The sequence below is a fragment of the Comamonas testosteroni TK102 genome (assembly GCF_000739375.1).
GTDB classification, from domain to species: Bacteria; Pseudomonadota; Gammaproteobacteria; order Burkholderiales; family Burkholderiaceae_C; genus Comamonas; species Comamonas brasiliensis.
Window position 1 is genome coordinate 5,157,982 of sequence record NZ_CP006704.1, and the last position, 20,568, is coordinate 5,178,549.

The 20,568-nt window shown below is 64.4% G+C and carries 17 protein-coding genes and 2 tRNA genes; 17 read left to right on the top strand and 2 right to left on the bottom strand.

The annotated features are described in order from the left end of the window. The first annotated feature begins 79 nt into the window (after nucleotides 1-79). From O987_RS23390 to O987_RS23415, 6 genes are all read left to right on the top strand, one after another. Nucleotides 80-787, top strand: coding sequence for a DsbC family protein (locus tag O987_RS23390; protein ID WP_029158499.1), 708 nt, complete (start codon nucleotides 80-82; stop codon nucleotides 785-787). Between the two features lie 94 nt (nucleotides 788-881). Next, nucleotides 882-2,699 (top strand): M61 family metallopeptidase, encoded by a 1,818-nt coding sequence (locus O987_RS23395; protein WP_043375119.1) that lies wholly within the window; start codon nucleotides 882-884, stop codon nucleotides 2,697-2,699. A 96-nt stretch (nucleotides 2,700-2,795) separates the two neighbouring features. Next, a complete protein-coding gene (locus O987_RS23400; protein WP_003051437.1) occupies nucleotides 2,796-3,575 on the top strand; it encodes an enoyl-CoA hydratase in 780 nt (259 codons plus the stop codon). Nucleotides 3,576-3,648: 73 nt separating this feature from the next. After that, nucleotides 3,649-3,725: transfer RNA gene (locus O987_RS23405), tRNA-Met, on the top strand. Between the two features lie 128 nt (nucleotides 3,726-3,853). After that, nucleotides 3,854-3,930: transfer RNA gene (locus O987_RS23410), tRNA-Met, on the top strand. Between the two features lie 373 nt (nucleotides 3,931-4,303). Next, nucleotides 4,304-5,473, top strand: a complete 1,170-nt coding sequence (locus O987_RS23415; RefSeq protein WP_235214413.1) for an MFS transporter — start codon at nucleotides 4,304-4,306, stop codon at nucleotides 5,471-5,473. 151 nt (nucleotides 5,474-5,624) lie between these two features. Here the strand turns inward: O987_RS23415 and O987_RS23420 are convergent, their stop codons facing one another. Then, the gene (locus tag O987_RS23420) at nucleotides 5,625-6,530 is read right to left on the bottom strand and encodes a LysR family transcriptional regulator (protein ID WP_003051432.1); all 906 of its coding nucleotides are present in this window, start codon (nucleotides 6,528-6,530) and stop codon (nucleotides 5,625-5,627) included. Nucleotides 6,531-6,642: 112 nt separating this feature from the next. Here O987_RS23420 and mdlC point away from each other — a divergent pair, with 112 nt between their 5' ends. Further along, nucleotides 6,643-8,256, top strand: coding sequence for a benzoylformate decarboxylase (gene mdlC, locus O987_RS23425; RefSeq protein ID WP_043375124.1), 1,614 nt, complete (start codon nucleotides 6,643-6,645; stop codon nucleotides 8,254-8,256). Nucleotides 8,257-8,374: 118 nt separating this feature from the next. Then, nucleotides 8,375-9,376, top strand: coding sequence for a Bug family tripartite tricarboxylate transporter substrate binding protein (locus tag O987_RS23430; RefSeq protein WP_003051427.1), 1,002 nt, complete (start codon nucleotides 8,375-8,377; stop codon nucleotides 9,374-9,376). A gap of 165 nt (nucleotides 9,377-9,541) precedes the next feature. Here the strand turns inward: O987_RS23430 and O987_RS23435 are convergent, their stop codons facing one another. Next, the gene (locus O987_RS23435) at nucleotides 9,542-10,414 is read right to left on the bottom strand and encodes a TOBE domain-containing protein (protein ID WP_043375126.1); all 873 of its coding nucleotides are present in this window, start codon (nucleotides 10,412-10,414) and stop codon (nucleotides 9,542-9,544) included. Nucleotides 10,415-10,511: 97 nt separating this feature from the next. Here O987_RS23435 and modA point away from each other — a divergent pair, with 97 nt between their 5' ends. The 9 genes from modA (at nucleotide 10,512) to O987_RS23480 (ending at nucleotide 20,551) form a co-directional block, all read left to right on the top strand. Continuing rightward, nucleotides 10,512-11,318 (top strand): molybdate ABC transporter substrate-binding protein, encoded by an 807-nt coding sequence (modA, locus tag O987_RS23440; protein WP_019043002.1) that lies wholly within the window; start codon nucleotides 10,512-10,514, stop codon nucleotides 11,316-11,318. 183 nt (nucleotides 11,319-11,501) lie between these two features. Continuing rightward, nucleotides 11,502-12,182 carry a molybdate ABC transporter permease subunit gene (modB, locus tag O987_RS23445; protein WP_003051416.1) on the top strand — a complete coding sequence of 227 codons (681 nt, stop codon included), beginning with the start codon at nucleotides 11,502-11,504 and terminating at the stop codon, nucleotides 12,180-12,182. Then, on the top strand, nucleotides 12,179-13,264 hold the full coding sequence (gene modC / locus O987_RS23450; RefSeq protein WP_003051414.1) for a molybdenum ABC transporter ATP-binding protein: 1,086 nt from the start codon (nucleotides 12,179-12,181) through the stop codon (nucleotides 13,262-13,264). Before modB ends, modC begins: the two co-directional genes overlap by 4 nt. A gap of 57 nt (nucleotides 13,265-13,321) precedes the next feature. Continuing rightward, the gene (fdhD, locus tag O987_RS23455) at nucleotides 13,322-14,185 is read left to right on the top strand and encodes a formate dehydrogenase accessory sulfurtransferase FdhD (protein ID WP_043375129.1); all 864 of its coding nucleotides are present in this window, start codon (nucleotides 13,322-13,324) and stop codon (nucleotides 14,183-14,185) included. 96 nt (nucleotides 14,186-14,281) lie between these two features. After that, nucleotides 14,282-14,686 (top strand): hypothetical protein, encoded by a 405-nt coding sequence (locus tag O987_RS23460; RefSeq protein WP_003051409.1) that lies wholly within the window; start codon nucleotides 14,282-14,284, stop codon nucleotides 14,684-14,686. Between the two features lie 157 nt (nucleotides 14,687-14,843). Beyond that, entirely contained in the window at nucleotides 14,844-16,172 is a 1,329-nt protein-coding gene (miaB, locus tag O987_RS23465) for a tRNA (N6-isopentenyl adenosine(37)-C2)-methylthiotransferase MiaB (protein ID WP_003051406.1), read from the top strand. Between the two features lie 187 nt (nucleotides 16,173-16,359). Then, the gene (locus O987_RS23470) at nucleotides 16,360-18,672 is read left to right on the top strand and encodes a hypothetical protein (RefSeq protein WP_043375131.1); all 2,313 of its coding nucleotides are present in this window, start codon (nucleotides 16,360-16,362) and stop codon (nucleotides 18,670-18,672) included. Then, a complete protein-coding gene (locus O987_RS23475; protein WP_043375133.1) occupies nucleotides 18,654-19,856 on the top strand; it encodes a hypothetical protein in 1,203 nt (400 codons plus the stop codon). The genes O987_RS23470 and O987_RS23475 overlap by 19 nt, the downstream gene beginning before the upstream one ends. Further along, nucleotides 19,853-20,551 (top strand): DUF1266 domain-containing protein, encoded by a 699-nt coding sequence (locus O987_RS23480; RefSeq protein ID WP_043375135.1) that lies wholly within the window; start codon nucleotides 19,853-19,855, stop codon nucleotides 20,549-20,551. Before O987_RS23475 ends, O987_RS23480 begins: the two co-directional genes overlap by 4 nt. Nucleotides 20,552-20,568 lie beyond the last annotated feature (17 nt).

Below are 20,568 nucleotides of genomic sequence, written 5' to 3' on the forward strand. Positions count from 1 at the left end.
ACCTGCCATCCATGTACCGTGGATGGCAGCCGACTTCTATCCTTTCACGCTGCAGCCTGCTGCAGCCAAGACACCATCCATGAAACTTGTTGCCTTCCTGCTGGCCACCGCCAGCCTGACCTTCGGACTGAGCGTGCACGCCCAGGACGCCAACCTCAAGAAGACGCTGACCGAGCGCATTCCCCAGCTCGAGAAAATCGACGAGGTGCGCTCCACCCCCATGAGCGGCCTGTACGAGGTACGCGTGGGCACGGACATCTTCTACACCGATGCCAAGGGCAACTATCTGATTCAGGGCGAGCTGATCGACACCAAGGCGCGCCGCAACCTGACCGAAGACCGCATGACCCAGCTCACGGCCGTGGACTTCAAACAGCTGCCGATCAAGGACGCCATCACCATCGTGCATGGCAAGGGCGAGCGCAAGATGGCCGTGTTTGAAGACCCGAACTGTGGCTACTGCAAGCGCTTCGAAAAAGACCTGCAGAGCGTGGACAACGTCACCATCTACCTCTTCCTCTACCCCATCCTGAGCCCGGACTCGGCCGAGAAGTCGCGCAATATCTGGTGCGCCAAGGATCAGGCCAAGGCCTGGCAGGATCAGATGCTGAACAGCAAGAATGCGGCTGCCGCCCAGTGCGACCCTGCCGCCATCCAGCGCAATCTGGCTTTCGGCCGCAAGTACAAGATCACCGGCACCCCCACCGTGATCTTCTCCAACAATGTGCGTGTGCCCGGCGCCATCTCGGCAGCCGAGGTCGAAAAGCACCTGGCCGCCGCCAAGTAATCTCTGTCTCTTTGCCGGAGCAGCGCGCACCTGATGCAGTTTCAGGCGCGCTGCGCTAGGTTCGCATGCTCCGGCCCGCATTTCTGGAGCTGCCATGACCTCTGTCCCCAACACATCCGGCATTCGCCCCGACATCCGCTTCGTCGTGCAGGCCAACGCGGTGGACGCCCATCTTTTCGATGTGCAGCTGCATATCGCCCGGCCCGCCGCGCAGCAGTTGCTGTCGCTGCCGGTGTGGATTCCTGGCAGCTATCTGGTGCGCGAGTTCTCCAAGAACCTACAAGGCTTGAGAGCCGTGCAGAACGACCAGCCCGTGGCCGTTCTGCAACTCAGCAAAAATCAATGGAAAATTGCCTGCAATGCAGATGCAGCGTGCGTTGTCAGCTATCAAGTTTGCGCCTATGACACCTCGGTGCGCACGGCCTGGCTGGATCGCCGCCGCGGTTTTTTCAACGGCACCAGCCTGTGCCTGCGCGTGCATGGGCAGGAAGAGCACCCCCATGCGCTGGAGCTGCTTGGCAGCCCCGCCACCGAGGACTGGCAGGCGGCCACCGGCCTGAAGCCGGCACAGGTCGACGCCAACGGCTTCGGCCTCTACCAGGCCGCCCACTATGACGAGCTGGTGGACTGCCCCGTCGAAATGGGCCGGTTCTGGCGCGGCAGCTTTGAGGCCGGCGGCGTGCCCCATGAATTTGTCGTCGCCGGTGCCGCGCCCAGCTTTGATGGCGAGCGCCTGCTGGCCGATACGAAAAAGATCTGCGAAGCCGAGATCGCCTTCTGGCATGCCGACGGCAGCCAGCCGCCCATGGACCGCTATGTCTTCATGCTCAATGTGGTGGATGACAACTATGGCGGCCTCGAGCACTGCAACAGCACGGCGCTGATCTGCGGCCGCCGCGATCTGCCGCGCAAGGGCGAGGCCAAGGCTGGCGAAGGCTATAACACCTTGCTGGGCCTGATCAGCCACGAGTACTTCCACACCTGGAACGTCAAGCGCCTGCGCCCGGCCGAACTGGCCCGCTACGACTACGAGCAGGAGAACTACACCGAGCTGCTGTGGTTCTTCGAAGGCTTTACCAGCTACTACGACGATCTGTTCCTGCGCCGTGCCGGACTGCTGGACAACAGCCAGTACCTCAAGTTCGTCACGCGCACCATCAACCAGGTGCTGCAGACACCGGGCCGCCTGGTGCAATCCGTGGCCGAGGCCAGCTTCGATGCCTGGGTCAAGTATTACCGCCAGGACGAGAACACCGCCAATCACACGGTCAGCTACTACACCAAGGGCTCGCTGGTCGCTCTGTGCCTGGACTTGGCCCTGCGCGCCAATGGCACGAGCAGCCTGGACGATGTGATGCGCGGCCTGTGGCGTCAAAGCGCGGGCGGCCCCATCAGCGAAGCCGATGTGCTGGCCGTGGTCAGCGAAGTGGGCAACCCCGACATTGCCGGACAGCTGCAGACCTGGGTGCACTCCACCGGCGAGCTGCCACTGCGCGAGCTGCTGGCCACGCATGGAATCAAAAGCAAGGCCGAGCCTGCACAACTGGCCCAGAAGCTGGGTCTGCGGGTGCAGGAAAACCACAGCGTGCAGATCAAGACCGTGCTGCGCGGCGGTGCGGCCGAACAGGCCGGCATGATGGCCGCAGACGAGTGGCTGGCCGTTGACGTCAATGGCCAGCGCTGGCGCATCAGCAAGCTCGACGATGTGTTGCTTTACGCGGCCGGAGCCGATCAGCTCACCGCCTGGGTGACACGCGACCAGCAGATTCTGCAGCTGACGCTGAACCTGGACGGCCTGCTCGCCAAAGCCGCCAGCGAGGATGCAGATAGCGCCAGCCCCATCAGCAATCTGGGGCTTGAAATCAGCGACAAGGCCGCCGCAGAGCGCTGGCTGACGGGCATTGCGGCCTGAACCGCCCCCCCAGGTGGCGCTGCTGCGCGACAGCCGGCAGCCAGACTCAGCGGTTATTCTTGGCAGCAGCGATTCATTCTTTAGCAGGAGACAAACTTGGCCTACGAAACCATCGAAGTCCGCGTGGAAGCGGAAAAAGTCGGCATCATCACGCTGAACCGTCCCAAGCAGCTCAATGCCCTGAACGACCAGCTCATGGACGAACTGGGCGATGCGCTCAGGAAGTTCGATGCCGACAAAAGCATTGGCTGCATGATCATCACCGGCAGCGAACGTGCTTTTGCCGCCGGTGCCGATATCGGAGCCATGGCCAAGTACAGCTTTGCCGACGCCTATGGCGGCGACTACATCACGCGCAACTGGGAAACCATTCGCAGCATCCGCAAGCCCGTGATTGCCGCCGTCAGCGGCTTTGCCCTGGGCGGTGGCTGCGAGTTGGCAATGATGTGCGACTTCATCATCGCCGCCGACAATGCCAAGTTCGGCCAGCCCGAAATCAAGCTGGGCGTGATTCCCGGCGCCGGAGGCACGCAGCGCCTGCCGCGTGCCGTGGGCAAGGCCAAGGCCATGGACATGGCACTGACGGCCCGCATGATGGACGCCACGGAAGCTGAGCGTGCCGGCCTGGTCAGCCGCGTCGTGCCTTTTGACAAGCTCATGGAAGAGACACTGGGCGCCGCCATCATCATCAGCGGCTTCTCCCAGCTGGCCGTGATGGCAGCCAAGGAGTCCGTGAACCGCGCCTTCGAAAGCGGACTGTCCGACGGCGTGATGTTTGAGCGCCGCCTGTTCCACGCCCTGTTTGCCACCCAGGACCAGAAGGAAGGCATGGACGCCTTCGTGAACAAGCGCCCCGCCAACTTCACCCACCAGTAATCCGCAGATTTTTCGCAAGAAATTTCAGAGAACCGATTGAAGCAGCCATTTTTTGCATATAATCGCTGTCTTCGGTCGTATAGCTCAGTTGGTTAGAGCGCAGCATTCATAATGCTGATGTCGCAGGTTCGAGTCCCGCTACGACCACCAGACAGGAACCGCAGTGTTTGCAAAAGCACTGCGGTTTTTTCTTTGCCGCAACGCTCTCTGCAGTCTGCGCACAAAAATTCCCAGCTTGGCTGCCAAGGCCATTTCTTCCTATACAATTGCGGGCTGTCGGTCGTATAGCTCAGTTGGTTAGAGCGCAGCATTCATAATGCTGATGTCGCAGGTTCGAGTCCCGCTACGACCACCAAATCCAGGCCCCAGTTGCTCACGCAGCTGGGGCTTTTCGCTTTTTACAGAGGCGACATGGCGCCGCACTGCCCTTTCTGCCCTGCAGAAATCAGCGCAGATCGCGCCGCCATGCTCCAGCCGCTCAAACTCCCCTTCAAGGACTTTTTCGTGCCCGTTGCACCTCAAGGATGCCGCACGCACGCTGCGTGCCCGCGCGCTGGTCTTGCGCCCAGCGAAGGCCTGCTTTTTTCTGCAAAAGCCGGCCTGCAGGCACCCGAAGTCCGTCTTCGCTCAAGGACTCTCCCGTGACCACACAAACCACAGGCGCCGTGGCAGGCATAGCCGCGCCCGCCGCTCCAACAGAAGTCAACGGATACAGCTGGAAAGCACTCATGGGCTCGGCCGTCGGCTACGCCATGGACGGCTTTGACCTGCTGATTCTGGGCTTCATGCTCTCGGCCATCTCCAAGGACCTGAACCTCACGCCCGGCCAGGCTGGCTCTCTCGTGACCTGGACCTTGATCGGCGCCGTCTTCGGCGGCATCGTCTTCGGCATGCTCAGCGACAAGTACGGTCGCATCCGTGTGCTGACCTGGACGATTGTGCTGTTTGCCGTCTTTACCGGCCTGTGTGCTTTCGCACAAGGCTATTGGGACCTGCTGATCTACCGCACCATTGCCGGCATCGGCCTGGGGGGAGAGTTCGGCATCGGCATGGCCCTGGCCGCCGAAGCCTGGCCCGCACGCCATCGCGCACGCGTCTCGTCCTATGTGGCACTGGGCTGGCAGCTGGGCGTGCTGGGCGCAGCCATACTGACCCCGCTGCTGCTTCCTTCCATCGGCTGGCGCGGCATGTTTCTGGTCGGCGTGATTCCCGCTGTCGTGGCCTGGGTCATCCGCAACAAGCTGCATGAGCCCGAAGTGTTCGTGGCGCGCAGCAAGAAGGAGCAGCCCTCGGCCATGCAATGCCTGAAGCTGCTGATGAAGGACAAGGCCACGCGCAAGATCAGCCTGGGCGTGATCGTGCTGACCTCGGTGCAGAACTTCGGCTACTACGGCATCATGATCTGGATGCCCAGCTTTCTGTCCAAGCAGATGGGCTTCAGCCTGACCAAGTCGTCGGTGTGGACGGCCGTCACCATCATCGGCATGTCGCTGGGTATCTGGGTCTTCGGCCAGCTGGCCGACCGCATCGGCCGCAAGCCCACTTTCCTGATCTTCCAGGTCGGTTCCGTGATCTCGGTGCTGGCCTATTCCCAGCTCACCGATGCCACGGCCATGCTGTGGGTGGGAGCCATCATGGGCCTGTGTGTCAACGGCATGATGGGCGGCTATGGTGCCGTCATCAGCGAAGCCTATCCCACCGAAGCCCGCGCCACGGCACAGAACGTGCTGTTCAACATCGGCCGCGCCGTCGGCGGCCTGGGCCCGGTCGTCATCGGTGCGCTGGCCATGGCCTACTCCTTCCAGGTGGCGATTGCGCTGCTGGCCGCCATCTATGTGCTGGACATGCTGGCCACGGTGTTTCTGATTCCTGAGCTCAAGGGCAAGGAACTTCAGTAAGAATCGCTGCCATCGCAATCCTGCAAAGCGCCAGAGCCTGAAAAGCCTGGCGCTTTTTTCATGACTGACGGGACGTCCCCAGGCCACAAGCGGCTCCCTCGGAATGTCCAGCGCGAGAATAAGCGCGGGGGCTTCTGATGAGCCGGGCACTCTATCTGCGCTGCCGGAACACTTCGCTGACCAGCTCCCGCAGCCATTGGTTTGCGGGCTCCCGGGCAAAGCGCCAGCTCCAGTGCAGCGACACATCGAAGGCACTCTCGGGCAGATCGGCCTGCAGCACCACATAGCCGCCCTGTGCCTCAAAGGTTTCGGCAATCTCGGCAGGCATGATGACGGCCAGATCCGTCTGCTGCACGATGGAGGGCACGGCCATGAAGTGGGCCGCCGACAGGCGCACCTGATCCTGCAGCTCGAGCTTGCGCAGAATGCGCAGTGTCTCGGAGTGAGAGCGCACGGCCACATAGTCGAGACCGCGCAAATGCTCGGCATCCAGCTTCTGGGACTTCAGGCCCCTGAGCACCGGATGTCCCCGGCGCAGCAATAGCGCGTAGTGGTCGGACAGCAGCACCTTCTGCTGCGTGCCCGTCACACCGGGCAGAAAGCCTATCGCGATATCCAGCGAGCCGCGATCCAGCGCATCGGCAATCTCGCCCATGGGCATGGGCAGGGTTTCCAGCTGCACATGGGGTGCCCGCCCGCGCAGGGCCTGCATCAGCGGCGGCAGGAAGCGCGCTTCGCCGATATCGCTGAGGTGAATGCGAAAGCACTGATTCGCCTGCAAGGGGTCGAAGGTGTGCGCCTCCGCCAGAGCCACTTCCAAGGTTGCCAGCGCCGTCCTCACCGCCTGCGCCAGCCGCTCGGCACGCGGCGTGGGGCGCACGCCGCCATGCATGCGCTCGAACAGCGGGTCGCCCAGCAACTGGCGCAGCCGCGTCACCGCCTGGCTGGCGGCGGGCTGGGACAGGCCCAGCTCCTGCGAAGCACGGCTGACGCTGCCATGGCGAAACACCGCATCGAAAACACGCAGCAGATTGAGGTCCAGGCCCGATATATCCATAAAACGAATATCTCTTAGATGCTTTATTCAATTGCTGGAAATTATGCCGCCATGCAAGATAGGCCTGAAGCGCTCCACCCCACGAAGAGCGGCCAGATCAAGGAAACCTACTGTGCAAGTCACGCCTCAAGTCGCCACCCCGTCCGATAGCTACACCGTTCGCCACGCCGTCATCGCCATGCTGCGCGAGCTGGGCATGACCCGCATCTTTGGCAACCCCGGCTCGACAGAGCTGCCGCTGTTTCGCGACTACCCCGAGGATTTCTCCTATGAGCTGGGCCTGCAGGAGGCCGTGGTCGTGGGCATGGCCGATGGCTATGCCCAGGCCACGCGCAATGCCAGCTTTGTGAATCTGCACTCCGCCGCCGGTGTCGGCCACGCCATGGCCAATATCTTCACGGCCTTCAAGAACCGCACGCCCATGATCATCACGGCCGGCCAGCAGGCGCGCTCGCTGCTGCAGTTCGACCCGTTTCTGCACTCGCGCGATGCCGCCGAGCTACCCAAGCCCTATGTGAAATGGAGTTGCGAGCCGGCCCGCGCCGAGGACGTGCCCCAGGCACTGGCCCGTGCCTACTACATCGCCATGCAGGAGCCGCGCGGCCCGGTGTTCGTCTCGATTCCCGCGGACGACTGGGACAAGCCCTGCGAGCCTGTCACGCTGCGCCATGTGGGCTTCGAGACCCGCCCCAATCCGCAGACGCTGAGCGCCATCGGCGAGGCGCTGGATGCGTCCCGCTCCCCGGCCTTTGTGGTCGGTGCTGCCGTGGATCGCGGCCAGGCCTGGGATGAGGTCGTGGCGCTGGCCGAGCGCCATCAGGCCCGCGTTTTCGTGGCCCCCATGAGCGGGCGCTGCAGCTTCCCCGAGGATCACCCCCTATTCGCCGGCTTTCTGCCTGCCATGCGCGAGCGCATCGTGGAGCTGCTGGGCAGCCACGACAAGATTTTTGCGCTGGGCGCAGCCGCCTTCACCTATCACGTCGAAGGCGCGGGCCCCTTCATCCCCGTTGGCTCCGAGCTGTTTCAACTGATTGACGATCCCGCCATTGCTGCCTGGGCCCCCGTGGGCACGGCGGCCGTGGGCAATATCCGCCTGGGCGTGCAGGAGTTGCTCGAGCGCCCCCGCATCGCCGAGCGCCCCGCCCCGGCGCGCAAGCCCGCACCGGCCACTCCCGCAGCCCCTGCGGCCGGCGAACGCATGTCGGTGGCCTATGCCATGCACACTCTGGCCAGCGTGCGTGATCCGCAAAGCATCATCGTGGAGGAAGCCCCCAGTTCGCGCCCCACGATTCAGACCCATCTGCCCATCTTCCACAGCGAGACCTTCTTCACCATGTGCAGCGGCGGCCTGGGCCACAGCATGCCCGCCGCGGTCGGCGTGGCCATGGCCAAGCCCGAAAAAAAGGTGATCGCCGTCATCGGCGACGGCTCGGCGATGTATGCGATTCAGGCCCTGTGGAGTGCCGCCAATCTGCGCCTGCCCATCACCTTTGTGATCCTCAAGAACCGCCGCTATGCGGCACTGCAGGATTTCTCCAAGGTGTTTGGCTACCGCGACGGCGAAAAGGTCGAAGGCACGGAACTGCCCGATATCGACTTTGTGGCCATGGCCAGGGGTCATGGCTGCGACGGTGTGCATGTCGAGAACGCCGCCGAACTGGCTCAGGTGCTCGAGCAGGCCATTGCCCATCCACGCCCCATCGTGGTGGAAGTCGAGGTGGCCTGACCGCTTTCCCGAGCCGCTTTGCGCCTTGCCTTCTCTGAGGGCGAAGACGGCTTTCTCGCCATGCCCCAGCGGGCATGGCAACACTCACAAACAGAACCCAAACAGGAGACAAAAAACCATGGCCTCAAAGCCTGTCATCAATCGCCTGCGCCGTCTGGGCCTGGCTGCTCTTCCAGCCCTGCTCTGCGGCGCCTTTGCCACCACCGCCTCGGCCTCCGACAAATGGCCGGATCGCCCCATCCGCCTGATCGTGAACTTCGCCCCCGGCGGTGCCGCCGATGTGATGGGACGCGCGATTTCCCCCACCATGAGCCAGGTGCTCGGCCAATCCGTGGTGGTGGACAATAAGCCTGGGGCCAACGGCAATATCGGCATCGGCGAAACCGTGCGCTCGGCCAAGGATGGCTACACGCTGCTGCTGAGCAGCGGCGGCGGCATCAGCATCAATCCGCTGATCTACAGCAAGCTGCCCTTCAATCCCGAAAAAGACCTGATCCCCGTGGCCGCCGTGGCACGCGTTCATGTGTTTCTGGAAACCAATCCCGGCCTGCCCGTGAGCAATGTGCAGGACTTCATCAAGCACCTGCAGGCCAACCCCGGCAAGCTCTCCTATGGCTCGCCCGGCCCCGGCAGCTCGCCCCATCTGGCCGGCGAGATGTTCAAGCGCGCAGCCAAGGTCGATGCCAGCCATATCCCCTACAAGGGTGCCGGCCCGGCCCTGACCGATGTGCTCAGCGGCCAGTTGCAGTACTGGTTCGATCCGGGTCCCGGCCTCAAGCAGGTGGAGGCCGGCAAGCTCAAGCTGCTGGCCATCGGCAGCCCACAGCGCTCTCCTCTGTACCCCAAGGTCCCCACGCTGGCCGAAAGCGGTCTGCCCGGCTTTGATGCCGACACGCTGTTCGGCATCTACGCTCCCACCGGCACTCCGGCACCCGTGGTGGAGGCCGTGCGCGCCGCCGTGCTCAAGGCCCTGGAGCAGAAGAACGTGATCGAGGTGCTGCAAGGCCTGGGCTCGACGCCCGAGCCTCGCATGAGCCGCCAGGATTTCGTGGACCATCACGCCAAGGAGCGCGCTCGCTTCGCTCCGCTGATCAAGGAAATCGGCTTGAAGGTGGACTAGAGAATTTCGACTCAATGCGGGAGTCCGGTTGCCCGAACACTCCCTTTGGGCCGCCCGTCCACAAGGACCGGCGGCCTTTTTTACCCCTCTTGCACAGACCTGCATGCACAAGAGGCATGCCCATCGGCGGACACCAGAGCCGGCCCGACGGGACGCAAGTCGTGTTCAGTGGGATGCCACCGCCACCACCACCGCAGACTCGGCCACCTCCAGCCAGACATGGTCATTGGCCACCAGCCCGCTCATGGCCGGCGCAAAGCCCACGATCTGCGCGCCCCAGCCCAGGCGGCAGATGGCCTCGTCGCTGGCCAGGCTTTCTTCGGTCACCGTGGCTGCGCCATAGGTCGCGCGCTGCACCACGGCCGGCCAGATATTGATGGGCTGCGAGGCCGCTGCGGGCCGCTCCTGCCCCAGCCAGACCTTGACCGCCGTGGCCTTGCACAGCGCCAGCACCTGCACGCCGGGTGCCAGACCCAGCAGCTCATAGCTTTCGGGCGTGATGCGCGCGGCAATCGTCCAGTCCGAGCCCGCATCGCTTGCGGCCCGCAGCCAGACACGGATCTGCCCGCCTATTGACTCGACCTTGAGCACGCTGCAGGGCCACTGATTGCGCATGCTGGTCATCAGGCCCAGATTGGGCTGGCCACCACCGGGCGTGCCGGCCTGCATGCGCTGCAGCAATTCGCTGCGCAGGCGCATCATGGCCTCGGCAGCATGCAGCAGCTCCTCGCCCGCCGGCGTGATCTGCGCACCACCGCCACCGGCGCCGCCCACGCTGCGCTCGACCAGCGGCACGCCGGCCAGATTGGTCAGGGTATCGATGGCCTGCCAGGCCGCCTTGTAGCTCACGCCCACATCCCGTGCGGCCTGGGAGATCGAGCCACTGTGCGCAATGCCACGCAGGATGGCGATGCGGCGATCGGCCATGTCGTAGCCCAGCGCCTGGGAGACCGAATCGGACGATAGCGCGCCACCCTGGCTGGCCTCGTCGCCGGGCATATCCAGTTGTTCTTGTTCGAGATTTTCTGTGTCAGACATAGACCCCCATCATGCCCTGACAGCCAATTTCCTCGCTCGACCTCAGTTGTTCATTCACGCTACACTCGCTATTCCAACAATGAATAGCGAAATCTCAATGACTCAGATCACTGCCCGCCCCACCGGTTTCTCCTTTCAGCTGGCTCGCTCTGCGGCCGTGATCGCGACCATGACCAGTTCGGCCGTGCTGGGCCTGTGGTCGGCTCAGGCACAGGCGGCCGAAGTGACGGTCGCCGTGGCGGCCAACTTCACCGCGCCCATGAAGAAGATTGCAACCGAGTTCGAAAAGGACACCGGCCACAAGGCCGAGCTGTCTTTTGGCGCCACCGGCAAGTTCTACGCCCAGATCAACAACGGCGCGCCGTTCGGCATTCTGCTGGCCGCCGACGACACCACGCCCGAGAAGCTGGCCAAGGAAGGCAAGGGCGTGGCCGATTCGCGCTTTACCTATGCCATCGGCACACTGGTGCTGTGGAGCCCCAAGGCCGGTTATGTGGACGACAAGGGCGAAGTGCTCAAGACCGGCGACTACAAGCACATCGCGATCGCCAACCCCAAGCTGGCGCCTTATGGCACGGCGGCCATGGAAGTGCTGAACAAGCTCGGCCTGAGCGCACAGGTGCAGCCCAAGGTGGTGATGGGCGAGAACATTGCCCAGACCTATCAGTTCGCAGCCACCGGCAATGCGCAACTGGGTTTCGTGGCCCTGTCCCAGGTCATGGAAAATGGCAAGATCCGCGAAGGTTCGGCATGGCAGGTGCCCGGCAACATGCATGAACCCATCCGCCAGGACGCCATCGTGCTCAACGGCGCCAAGGACAACGAGGCCGCCACGGCTCTGATGAAGTACCTGCGCAGCCCCAAGGCACACGACATCATCCGCTCCTACGGCTATAGCTTCTGACGCTGACCCACCTAGAGCCGATTTAGCGCAAACTGTTCCGCTCTACCCTTGGCACTGCTCGGCTAAGCTGGGCGCTCCAGGGGTCTTTTTTTACGACTGCGCAAATTCGGGTCGGTCAGGGCGCTGGGTCGATGGAAATGTCCGTTGCGCCCCCTTGTTTGCGCAAGTCCTGTTTTTGATTCCATGCAACTGAATGCCGAAGACTACGCAGCCATCTGGCTCACGCTCAAGCTTGCGGGCGTGACCACCGTGCTGCTCATGCTGCTGTGCACGCCGCTGGCCTGGTGGCTGGCCCATACCCGTTCGCGCTGGCGCGGCCCGATTGGTGCAGTCGTGGCGCTGCCGCTGGTGCTGCCGCCCACCGTCATCGGGTTCTATCTGCTGGTCACCATGGGCCCCAACGGGCCCATAGGCAAGCTCACGCAGGCCATGGGCCTGGGCAATCTGCCGTTCACCTTTGCCGGCCTGGTGGTGGGCTCGCTGATCTACTCCATGCCATTCACCGTGCAACCTCTGCAGCGCGCGTTCGAAGCCCTGGGACCGCGCCCCATGGAGGCGGCGGCCAGCCTGGGCGCCAGTCCGCTGGACCGCTTTCTGACCGTGGCCCTGCCGCTGGCGCGGCCCGGCTTCATCACCGCTGCCGTGCTGACCTTTGCCCACACCGTGGGCGAGTTCGGCGTGGTGCTGATGCTGGGCGGCAATATCCCCGGCGTCACGCGCGTGGTCTCGGTACAGATTTACGACCATGTGGAAGCCATGGAATACGGCCACGCCCATCTGCTGGCAGCCGGCATGGTGGTGTTCTCCTTCATCGTGCTGCTGGCCCTGAACTGGTTGCAACCCAAAGCGGAGCGCCGCGCATGACCGCTGCCCACTTCATCACTGCCCAGCTCAAGCTGACCCGGCCGGACTTTGCACTCGATGTGGATCTGCAGCTTCCCGGCCACGGGGTGACGGCATTGTTCGGCCCCTCGGGCTGCGGCAAGACCACCTGCCTGCGCAGCCTGGCCGGACTGGAGCGCGCGCAAGGCCGCGTCACCGTCAATCAGACCGTATGGCAGGACGATGCCGGCCGGCAATGGCTGCCCACGCACCAGCGCGCGCTCGGCTATGTGTTCCAGGAGGCCAGCCTGTTCCCGCATCTGTCGGTGCGGCGCAATATCGATTACGGTCTCAGGCGCACGCCGCAGGAACGCCGCAAGGTCTCCAGGGAAAGAGCCGTCGAACTTCTGGGCATTGCCCATCTGATGGAGCGCATGCCCGCCACGCTCTCGGGCGGCGAGCGCCAGCGCGTGGCGATTGCAAGAGCGCTGGCCACCAGCCCCGAAGTGCTGCTCATGGACGAACCGCTGGCTGCGCTCGACGCCCAGCGCAAGGCCGAAGTCCTGCCCTATCTGGAGCAGCTGCAGCGTCATCTGCAGATTCCCGTCATCTACGTCAGCCACTCCATGGACGAGGTCGCACGCCTGGCCCAGCACATGGTGCTGCTCGGTGCGGGCAAGGTGCTGGCGCAGGGCTCCGTCACCGAGCTGCTGTCCAGCCTCGATCTGCCACTGGCCCATGGCGACGTGGCCTCCAGCGTGGTGCATGCCACGGTGCACGACCATGACGCCGCCGATCATCTGAGCACCCTGGTCTTTGACGGAGGCCGGCTGCAACTCGTCATGGCCCGCCCGCGCGAGCCCGGCAGCACGGTGCCGCTGCGCGTGCAGGCGCGCGATGTCAGCCTCAGTCTGCTCAGGCCCGAAGGCAGCAGCATTCTCAATATCCTGCCGGTGCAGGTGCTGGACCTGCGCGAGGACGGGCCGGGCCAGGTCATGGTCTCGCTGCAGGCGGGCGGCACGCGGCTGCTGGCCAGAATCACCCAGCACTCGGCCCGGGCCTTGCAGCTGCAGACCGGCATGCCGGTGTTTGCCCAGATCAAGGGCATGGCGCTGCTGGACTGAGCGCAGCGCATCCGCCCCTTGCCGGCAAGGGATGCGCCTGCTGACTATCATCAGCCCATGACCGAGTCCTCCTGCCCCATCCCGGCCCAGCCGATCGCACCGCTGCACACCCGTGCCGTGCGCTTCTTCAACGCCGGGCAGCAGGAGCGGCAGGAACGTGTGCTGGCGGCCGAGGTGCCGATCGCACTGGTCTTCAACGGCATCTCGCATGCGGTGATGATGGGCTCGCCCACCGATGTGGAAGACTTTGCCCTCGGCTTTGCGCTGACCGAAGGCATCATCGACAGCGCTGCAGACTGCTACGGCATCGAAGCCCGCGCCATATCTGCCGCCGCGGCCGGCCTGCCCGAAGGCATGGACGGCATGGAAGTGCAGCTCGACATCGCCTCGCGCTGCTTTGCGCGACTCAAGGACAGGCGCCGCAGCATGACGGGCCGCACGGGCTGCGGCGTCTGCGGAGTGGAGAGCTTTGCGGCGCTGGATCTGTCGTTTGAGGCCCTGCCGCCCCAGGACTGGCTGGAGCAGGTCGACGCCGCCACCGTGCTCAAGGCGATCGGCGCCCTGGCCCCGCACCAGATCCTGAATGCCGAGGCCGGCGCCATCCATGCCGCAGGCTGGGCTACGCTGGCGGGCGACATCACGGACGTGCTGGAAGACGTGGGCCGCCACAATGCGCTGGACAAGCTGGTCGGCCGGCTGTCGCGCACGGGCCGCCTCGGCGAGCCCGGCTTTGTACTGCTGTCAAGCCGCGGCAGCCATGAGCTGGTGCGCAAATGCGCCAAGGTCGGCATCGCCGCACTGGCCACGATTTCGGCCCCCACGGACATGGGCGTGCGCATGGCGGAACTGACCGGCCTGCGCTTCTGGGGGCTGTGCCGCCCGCCGCGGGCCGTGCTCTATGCTGCGGGCGGCAAAGCCTGAGCAAGCCCTGCTGCCAAGCGCCAGCCTCTAGAATCACGGCATTGCGGCCATGACTCCAGCTCTGACCGCCCCACGATCAGCCCCTGGATATACACCATGAACCGCTGCACCACCGACCTCATCAGCCGCCGCTGCGCGGCCTGCGCGCTGCTGGCAGCCGTCGCCGGCGCCGCCCTGCCGGCCCTGGCCCAGGGCCTGCCCTCGGACGAGACGCGCAACTTCCCGCCGACGGCCCAGTTCGGCGAGCTGACGGTGACCAACTTCCCCGAAGTGGCCATCAACGGCACGGCGATCCGCACCACGCCGGGCTTTCGCCTGTTCAGCCGCGAGCGCAGCATTGTGTTTGCCAGCAACTATGCAGGCCAGAAGATGCTGGTGGGCTACGTGATCGAGCCACAGACCCAGGGTCTGCACACGGCCTGGATTCTGACCCCTGCCGAGATCGAGAAATACAAGCCGATTCAGCCGCGCACCCTGCTGCAGCGCGTTTTCGGCAGCTGAGTTCGGCCCGCGCCGACCGCTATTGTTTAAAGAGCTGCTTGCGCTTTTTCTGCAAGCACCTCAATTCATTTACCCATTGAAACCCAGTGATGGCAGGCGCCAGCCGCTATCACTTTGTGCTTGCAGACACTGCAGGCCCACCTGACAAGAGCGCCCCATGAGCAAGAAAGTCTTTATCAAAACCTTTGGCTGCCAGATGAACGAGTACGACTCGGACAAGATGGCCGATGTGCTGGGTGCGGCCCAGGGTTACGAGCCCACGCAGAACGTGGACGAGGCCGATCTGATCCTGTTCAACACCTGCTCGGTGCGCGAGAAGGCCCAGGAAAAAGTGTTCAGCGATCTGGGCCGCATCCGCCATCTCAAGGAAAAAGGCGTGCTGATCGGCGTGGGCGGCTGCGTGGCCAGCCAGGAAGGCGCCGAGATCATCAAACGTGCTCCATTCGTGGACGTGGTCTTCGGCCCCCAGACCCTGCACCGCCTGCCCGAGTTGCTCAATCAGCGTGCAGCCAAGGCCAAGCCCCAGGTCGATATCTCCTTTCCCGAAATCGAGAAGTTCGACCACCTGCCACCGGCACGCGTGGAAGGCGCTTCGGCCTTTGTCTCCATCATGGAAGGCTGCTCCAAGTACTGCAGCTACTGCGTCGTGCCCTATACGCGCGGCGAGGAAGTCAGCCGCCCGTTCGAGGACGTGCTGGTGGAAGTCGCGGGCCTGGCCGAGCAGGGCGTGAAGGAAATCACGCTGCTGGGCCAGAACGTCAACGCCTACCTGGGCAAGATGGGCGACACCAGCGAGATGGCCGACTTCGCCCTGCTGCTGGAATACGTGGCCGAGATTCCCGGCATCGAGCGCATCCGCTACACCACCAGCCATCCCAACGAATTCACGCCGCGCCTGATCGAGGCCTACGCCAGGATTCCGCAGCTGGTCAGCCACCTGCACCTGCCCGTGCAGCATGGCAGCGACAAGATTCTCATGGCCATGAAACGCGGCTACACGGCCATGGAATACAAGAGCACCATCCGCAAGCTGCGTGCCATCCGTCCCGATCTGGCCATGAGCAGCGACTTCATCGTGGGCTTTCCCGGCGAGACCGAGGAAGACTTCCAGAAGATGATGAAGCTCATCCACGATGTGCGCTTCGACAACTCGTTCAGCTTCATCTTCAGCCCCCGCCCCGGCACGCCTGCGGCCAATCTGCACGACGACACGCCGCACGAGGTCAAGCTGCGCCGCCTGCAGGAGCTGCAGGCCGTGATCAACAGCCACATCAAGGAGATCAGCGAGGAGCGTGTCGGCACCGTGCAGCGCCTGCTGATCGAGGGCGTGAGCAAGCGTGACGGCAGCGAACTGATGGGCCGCACCTATTGCAACCGCGTGGTCAACTTCCCCGGCAACGCACGCCTGATCGGCCAGATGGTGGATGTGAAGATTACCGAAGCCAAGGCTTACACCTTGCGCGGCGAAGTGCTGCTCAAGGATTGATGGCCCGACATTCCCTGGCCTCATCTACCAAAAGCCTGCCGGCCATGCCGCGCAGGCTTTTTTCATGACTGGCTATAAATTTTGTAACAAATAGTCATGCCTTGCCGGATGGCACACGCCCTTGCAATCCGCAGCTAGGATGGTGGCCTATTGGGGCCAAGCTGCCTCGGATTGAACTCTGTACACCATGAACCAAACTGCTGCACTGCAAGGCGACGCCATCTACGCCCTGCTGGATCAAGCCCATGAGCTACTGAACGACTACAACGACGACAAGCCCGGCAGCATCAGCCGTCAGGACCGCATCGCGGCGGCGGTGGAATTGATGGGTCAGCAGAACTTTGCCCCGGCCACCGTGCAGGAGCTCGAGCGCGTGCACGACTTCTGGCTGTACCTTGATCAGCCCGAAGCGGCCAACAGCTTGCTGCAGCAGCATCGCGCTGCCGTCCTTTCCGGCGCCGACGAGCTGATTCCTGCCGAAGCAATGCTGCGCCTGAACCTCAGCGACATCCAGAGCCGCATGGGCTTTGACCAGCCCTCCGCGCGCGCCCTGCTGGGATCGGCAGCGCTGGCCATTGCCCGACTGCCCGAAGCCGTGGACAGCGACAACTACTGGCATGGCTGGCACTGGATGGCCTCGGAGCTGCAGGCCTGGGATGCAGCAGCCACCGGGCTTGAGCTGCAACGCGGCCAGGAGCGCCGCAATCCCGATCTGGCCGAAGATGCGGCCTACCTCGATGCCATCGTCTGCGTTCGCAAGGCGGAAATGGCCCACAAAGGCGGCCACGTCAGCGAGGCTGCCAGCCTGGTGCAGAACGCCATCAACCTGCTGCGCGATGCCGCCCCCGACCAGCAGGTGGACTTTGATCGCTGGATGACGCTGGCCGATCATGTGCTGCCGCTGGCTCCGCAAAGCCTGCCGGCCTTGCTCATGGCCTGCGAGCAGCAGCTCGGCGTCCTGGAAAATCCCCCGCCTTCGCAGGCCGTCAAGGCACATCGCCAGGTCAAGATCCTGCGGCTGCAGGCCCAGGCCTGCGCGCAGGCCGGTCAGCTGGAAGCGGCCCTGCAGCTGGCCCCTCAGGGACACTTTGGCCTGACGGATGATTCGGGCGATCCCTTCACCGCCTCCTGGCTGGGCTGGCTGGAGCAGACCGGCCGCTTGAAGCAAGCCGCCGATCTGGCGCTGGAGAGCGTGCTTCACGCGCGTCCCGTCTCGGCCGTCGCCGCCTTCGAGCTGGCCAAGAAGCAGTTCAGCAACGACCCGGCCAACGCCATCACCTGGGCCCTGGTTCTGGCCATCGCCCAGGCCGACGAGGACATGCGCCAGCTGCTCGCGCAGGAGGAGATGCCGCTGCACCCGGCGGATTTCTATCTGAACATGGTGCGTGCGGCCCAGCCAGCCCATCCGGTGCTGGCCTTGCTCGACGGCCTGCGTCTGGCACGCAAGCGCCAGATGGAACAGGCCCTGCCGCTGCTGGAAATCGGCGTGGGCCAGCATCCCGAGATGGCCGACAGCGACAAGCTGCCCACGCTCTGGGCGGCGCGCTTTGCCGCACTGCCGCTGGAAGAAGCGCTGGCCAGGCCCTTCCCCGACGCCCATGGCGCGCACTGGTGCTATGCCGCCGGCGTGGTCCTGGACGATGCCGACGATCTGGCGCCGCTGATGGGCGGCAAGAAGAAGGTGCCGGCACAGGAGGTGCGCGAGCCTCTGGTGGTGCGCTACTACGAGCAGGGCCTGGCCCGCTTCGAGCACTTCTGGACCAGCGGCCAGGGCCGCTTCAAGGACGCCGACCTGCATGTCTACTCCATGCTGTGCAACAACCTGGCCATCAAGTACCGCTTCATGGACCGCTACGACGAGGCCGCCGAGCTGCACCACAAGGGGCTGGGCAGCAGCCCGTTTGCCGAGCACCACAACGGCCTGCTGTGGTGTGCCGTGGGCAAAGACGACGACGCGCAGACCGTGGTCGAGGCCGAGCGCCTGTGGCATTTCGCCCAGGAGCATGGCTACAGCCGTCATGAGCCCACGCGCTATTTCTCCACCGTCGCACTGTCGCTCTACAAGCTCGACCGCGACGACGAGATCAGCATCTGGATGGAGCGTCTGGACCAGTGGTTCCACGACCTCGACGAGGACGAGCAGCGCGGGGTGCGCCGTAACTACCTGGCGTCCCTGATGTCCATGCTGGACTTTTTCTCGAGCACGCGCCCCGAGCTGGTGCTGCCGCGTCTGCGCACACATCAGCAGGAGATCGTTGCGCTGCAGGACTGCTATCCGCTGCGCCGCCTGGCCTGTGCGCTGGAAGCCTATCCCGAGCTTCTGGAAGAGTCCGTGGCGCTGCACAAGCAGGCCAACAGCTATCTGGACCAGGACGACGACGAAGACGAGCGGCGCATGTCGCAGTCCGGCATCGAGCGTGCCGAGCGCAAGCTGGCCGAGCGCGATGCCCAGGCCGGAGCTGCAGCAGCGGGTCGCAAGCCATGGTGGAAATTCTGGTGAATCAGGTCATAGAGAAAACCGCTGCCGCCAGCGCCTACAAGGCGCGCGATGTGGTCAACGCGCCGGCCATCAAGCAGCGCATCAAGGAACGCAGCGCCGCGCGCGGCGACGCGGCCGAGGTCGCGGCCTGGCTGGGCAATCACTTCTACCGCCATGTGGTGGGCAATCTGCAGGCCGACGAGCCGGCCGTGCTGCGCATTGGCGATATCCAGCAGTTGCAGGAGCTGACGGGCCGCCAGCAGCCGCCAGCCTGGGCGCTGGAGCGCCTGGAGCGCAGACAGGCCGGCTTCGAGCTGCCCGAGCTCTGGTGGGTGCAGCCCGACAGCGCAGCCCTGCTGGCGCTGGAGACGCGACTGGTGGAGTTTCTCTCCACCCGCAAGGGCACTTCGCTCGAAGGCAAGCTGCAGCGCGTGAACTGCCCTCAGGCGCTGGCGCGCTGGACGCTGGAGCATCTGGCCTTCGAGAAAAAGCAGAGCAGCGGCCGTGTCGAGCACAGCTCGGGCGCCGTGCACGGGCTGCTGCGCGGCCAGCACGGCACGTTCGTGGAGTTCGACGCCACAAGTGCGCAGGTGCGCCAGGAAATGGCCTATGAGAGCCAGATGATGGGCCACTGCGTGGGCCAGTTCGCCAACCGCAAGTCCTTCAGCGGCGGCTATGGCGAGCATTACGCCGAGGGCCTGGAATCGGGGCGCATGCGGCTGTTCAGCTACCGCACGGGCACGGCCCAGCCGCGCATCACCGTCAACGCCTATGTGCAAAAGGACGGCAAGCTGCAGATCGAGCAGATCAAGGGCAAGCAGAACCGGCCTCCGATCGCGCGCTATATGCCCGATGTGGTGACCTTGCTCAACCATCTGCCGCTCAATGACGAGGTGCCCGAGGACGCGCTGTCCATGGGCATTGTGCGCCGCCCGCCCGAGGTGCTGAAGTCCCATCCGGGGCTGGCGCCCTGGTGCTCGGTGCAGGAGCTGCAGACCGACGCCGAGCAGCTGTGGCTGATGCAGCAGCACCCCGCACTGCTGCCGCAGCTCAATCTGCAGTCGCCGCTGATGCAGTGGATGGTGGCTGCACGCAAGGACTCGCTGGACAGCGAAGTCATCGAGCGCATGCCCAAATCCGCCGCGCTGAAGCAGACCTTGCTGATGGCCAGAAAGCGCCCCGGCCGTCAGGGAGTGCGCTCATGAACGCATGGACGATTCTCCTGCTTGTCGTGGCCCTGATTTTCTGGGTGCTGCGCGGCGGCTTCAAGCGCCTCAAGGAGGCCAAGCAGCGCGGCGACCTCATCAGCTACCAGGCCGGCAGCCAGGAGCGCAACTGGGCCCTGGCCCTGGCCCACCCCATGGCCTACCACGCCATGCAGGGTGGCTTTGCCAGCGATCTGCATGGCGCCGACGATGCGCTGGCCAAACAGCTGCGCCCCATGATCCTGCACCACCTGGGCCTGCGCACCGACCTCAGCGACGAACAGGTGCGCCAGCAGCTGCCCGATGCCATGCGCCAGCGCTGGTTCATGCTGGATCTGCAGCGCCTGCAGCGCAGCGACGATGCGCGCGCCGCCATGGCGTTTGCCTGCGCGCGCGTGACCTTTTTTGTGCGCAGCGCCAGGCTGCTGGACTGGGTGGACGAAGCCCTGCACTGGGACATCCTGCAGCTCAATGCCCAGCGCGCCCAGCAATGCTTCGACAGCTGGCTGGCCTTCGGCCAGGCCTATGCCCAGGGCCGCAGCCAATGGCTGGCGCAAGGCCGCAGCGATGTGCTGGGCAAGGCCTTCACGAGCGAAGAGGTGGCCCAATGGGTGACGCAGGAGCAGCACCCCTGGCATGCGATGTGCTGGAATCTGCCCCTGAGCGGCGATGGGACTGCAGCGCCCGCGGCATAGGCAGACAACGCTGAAAA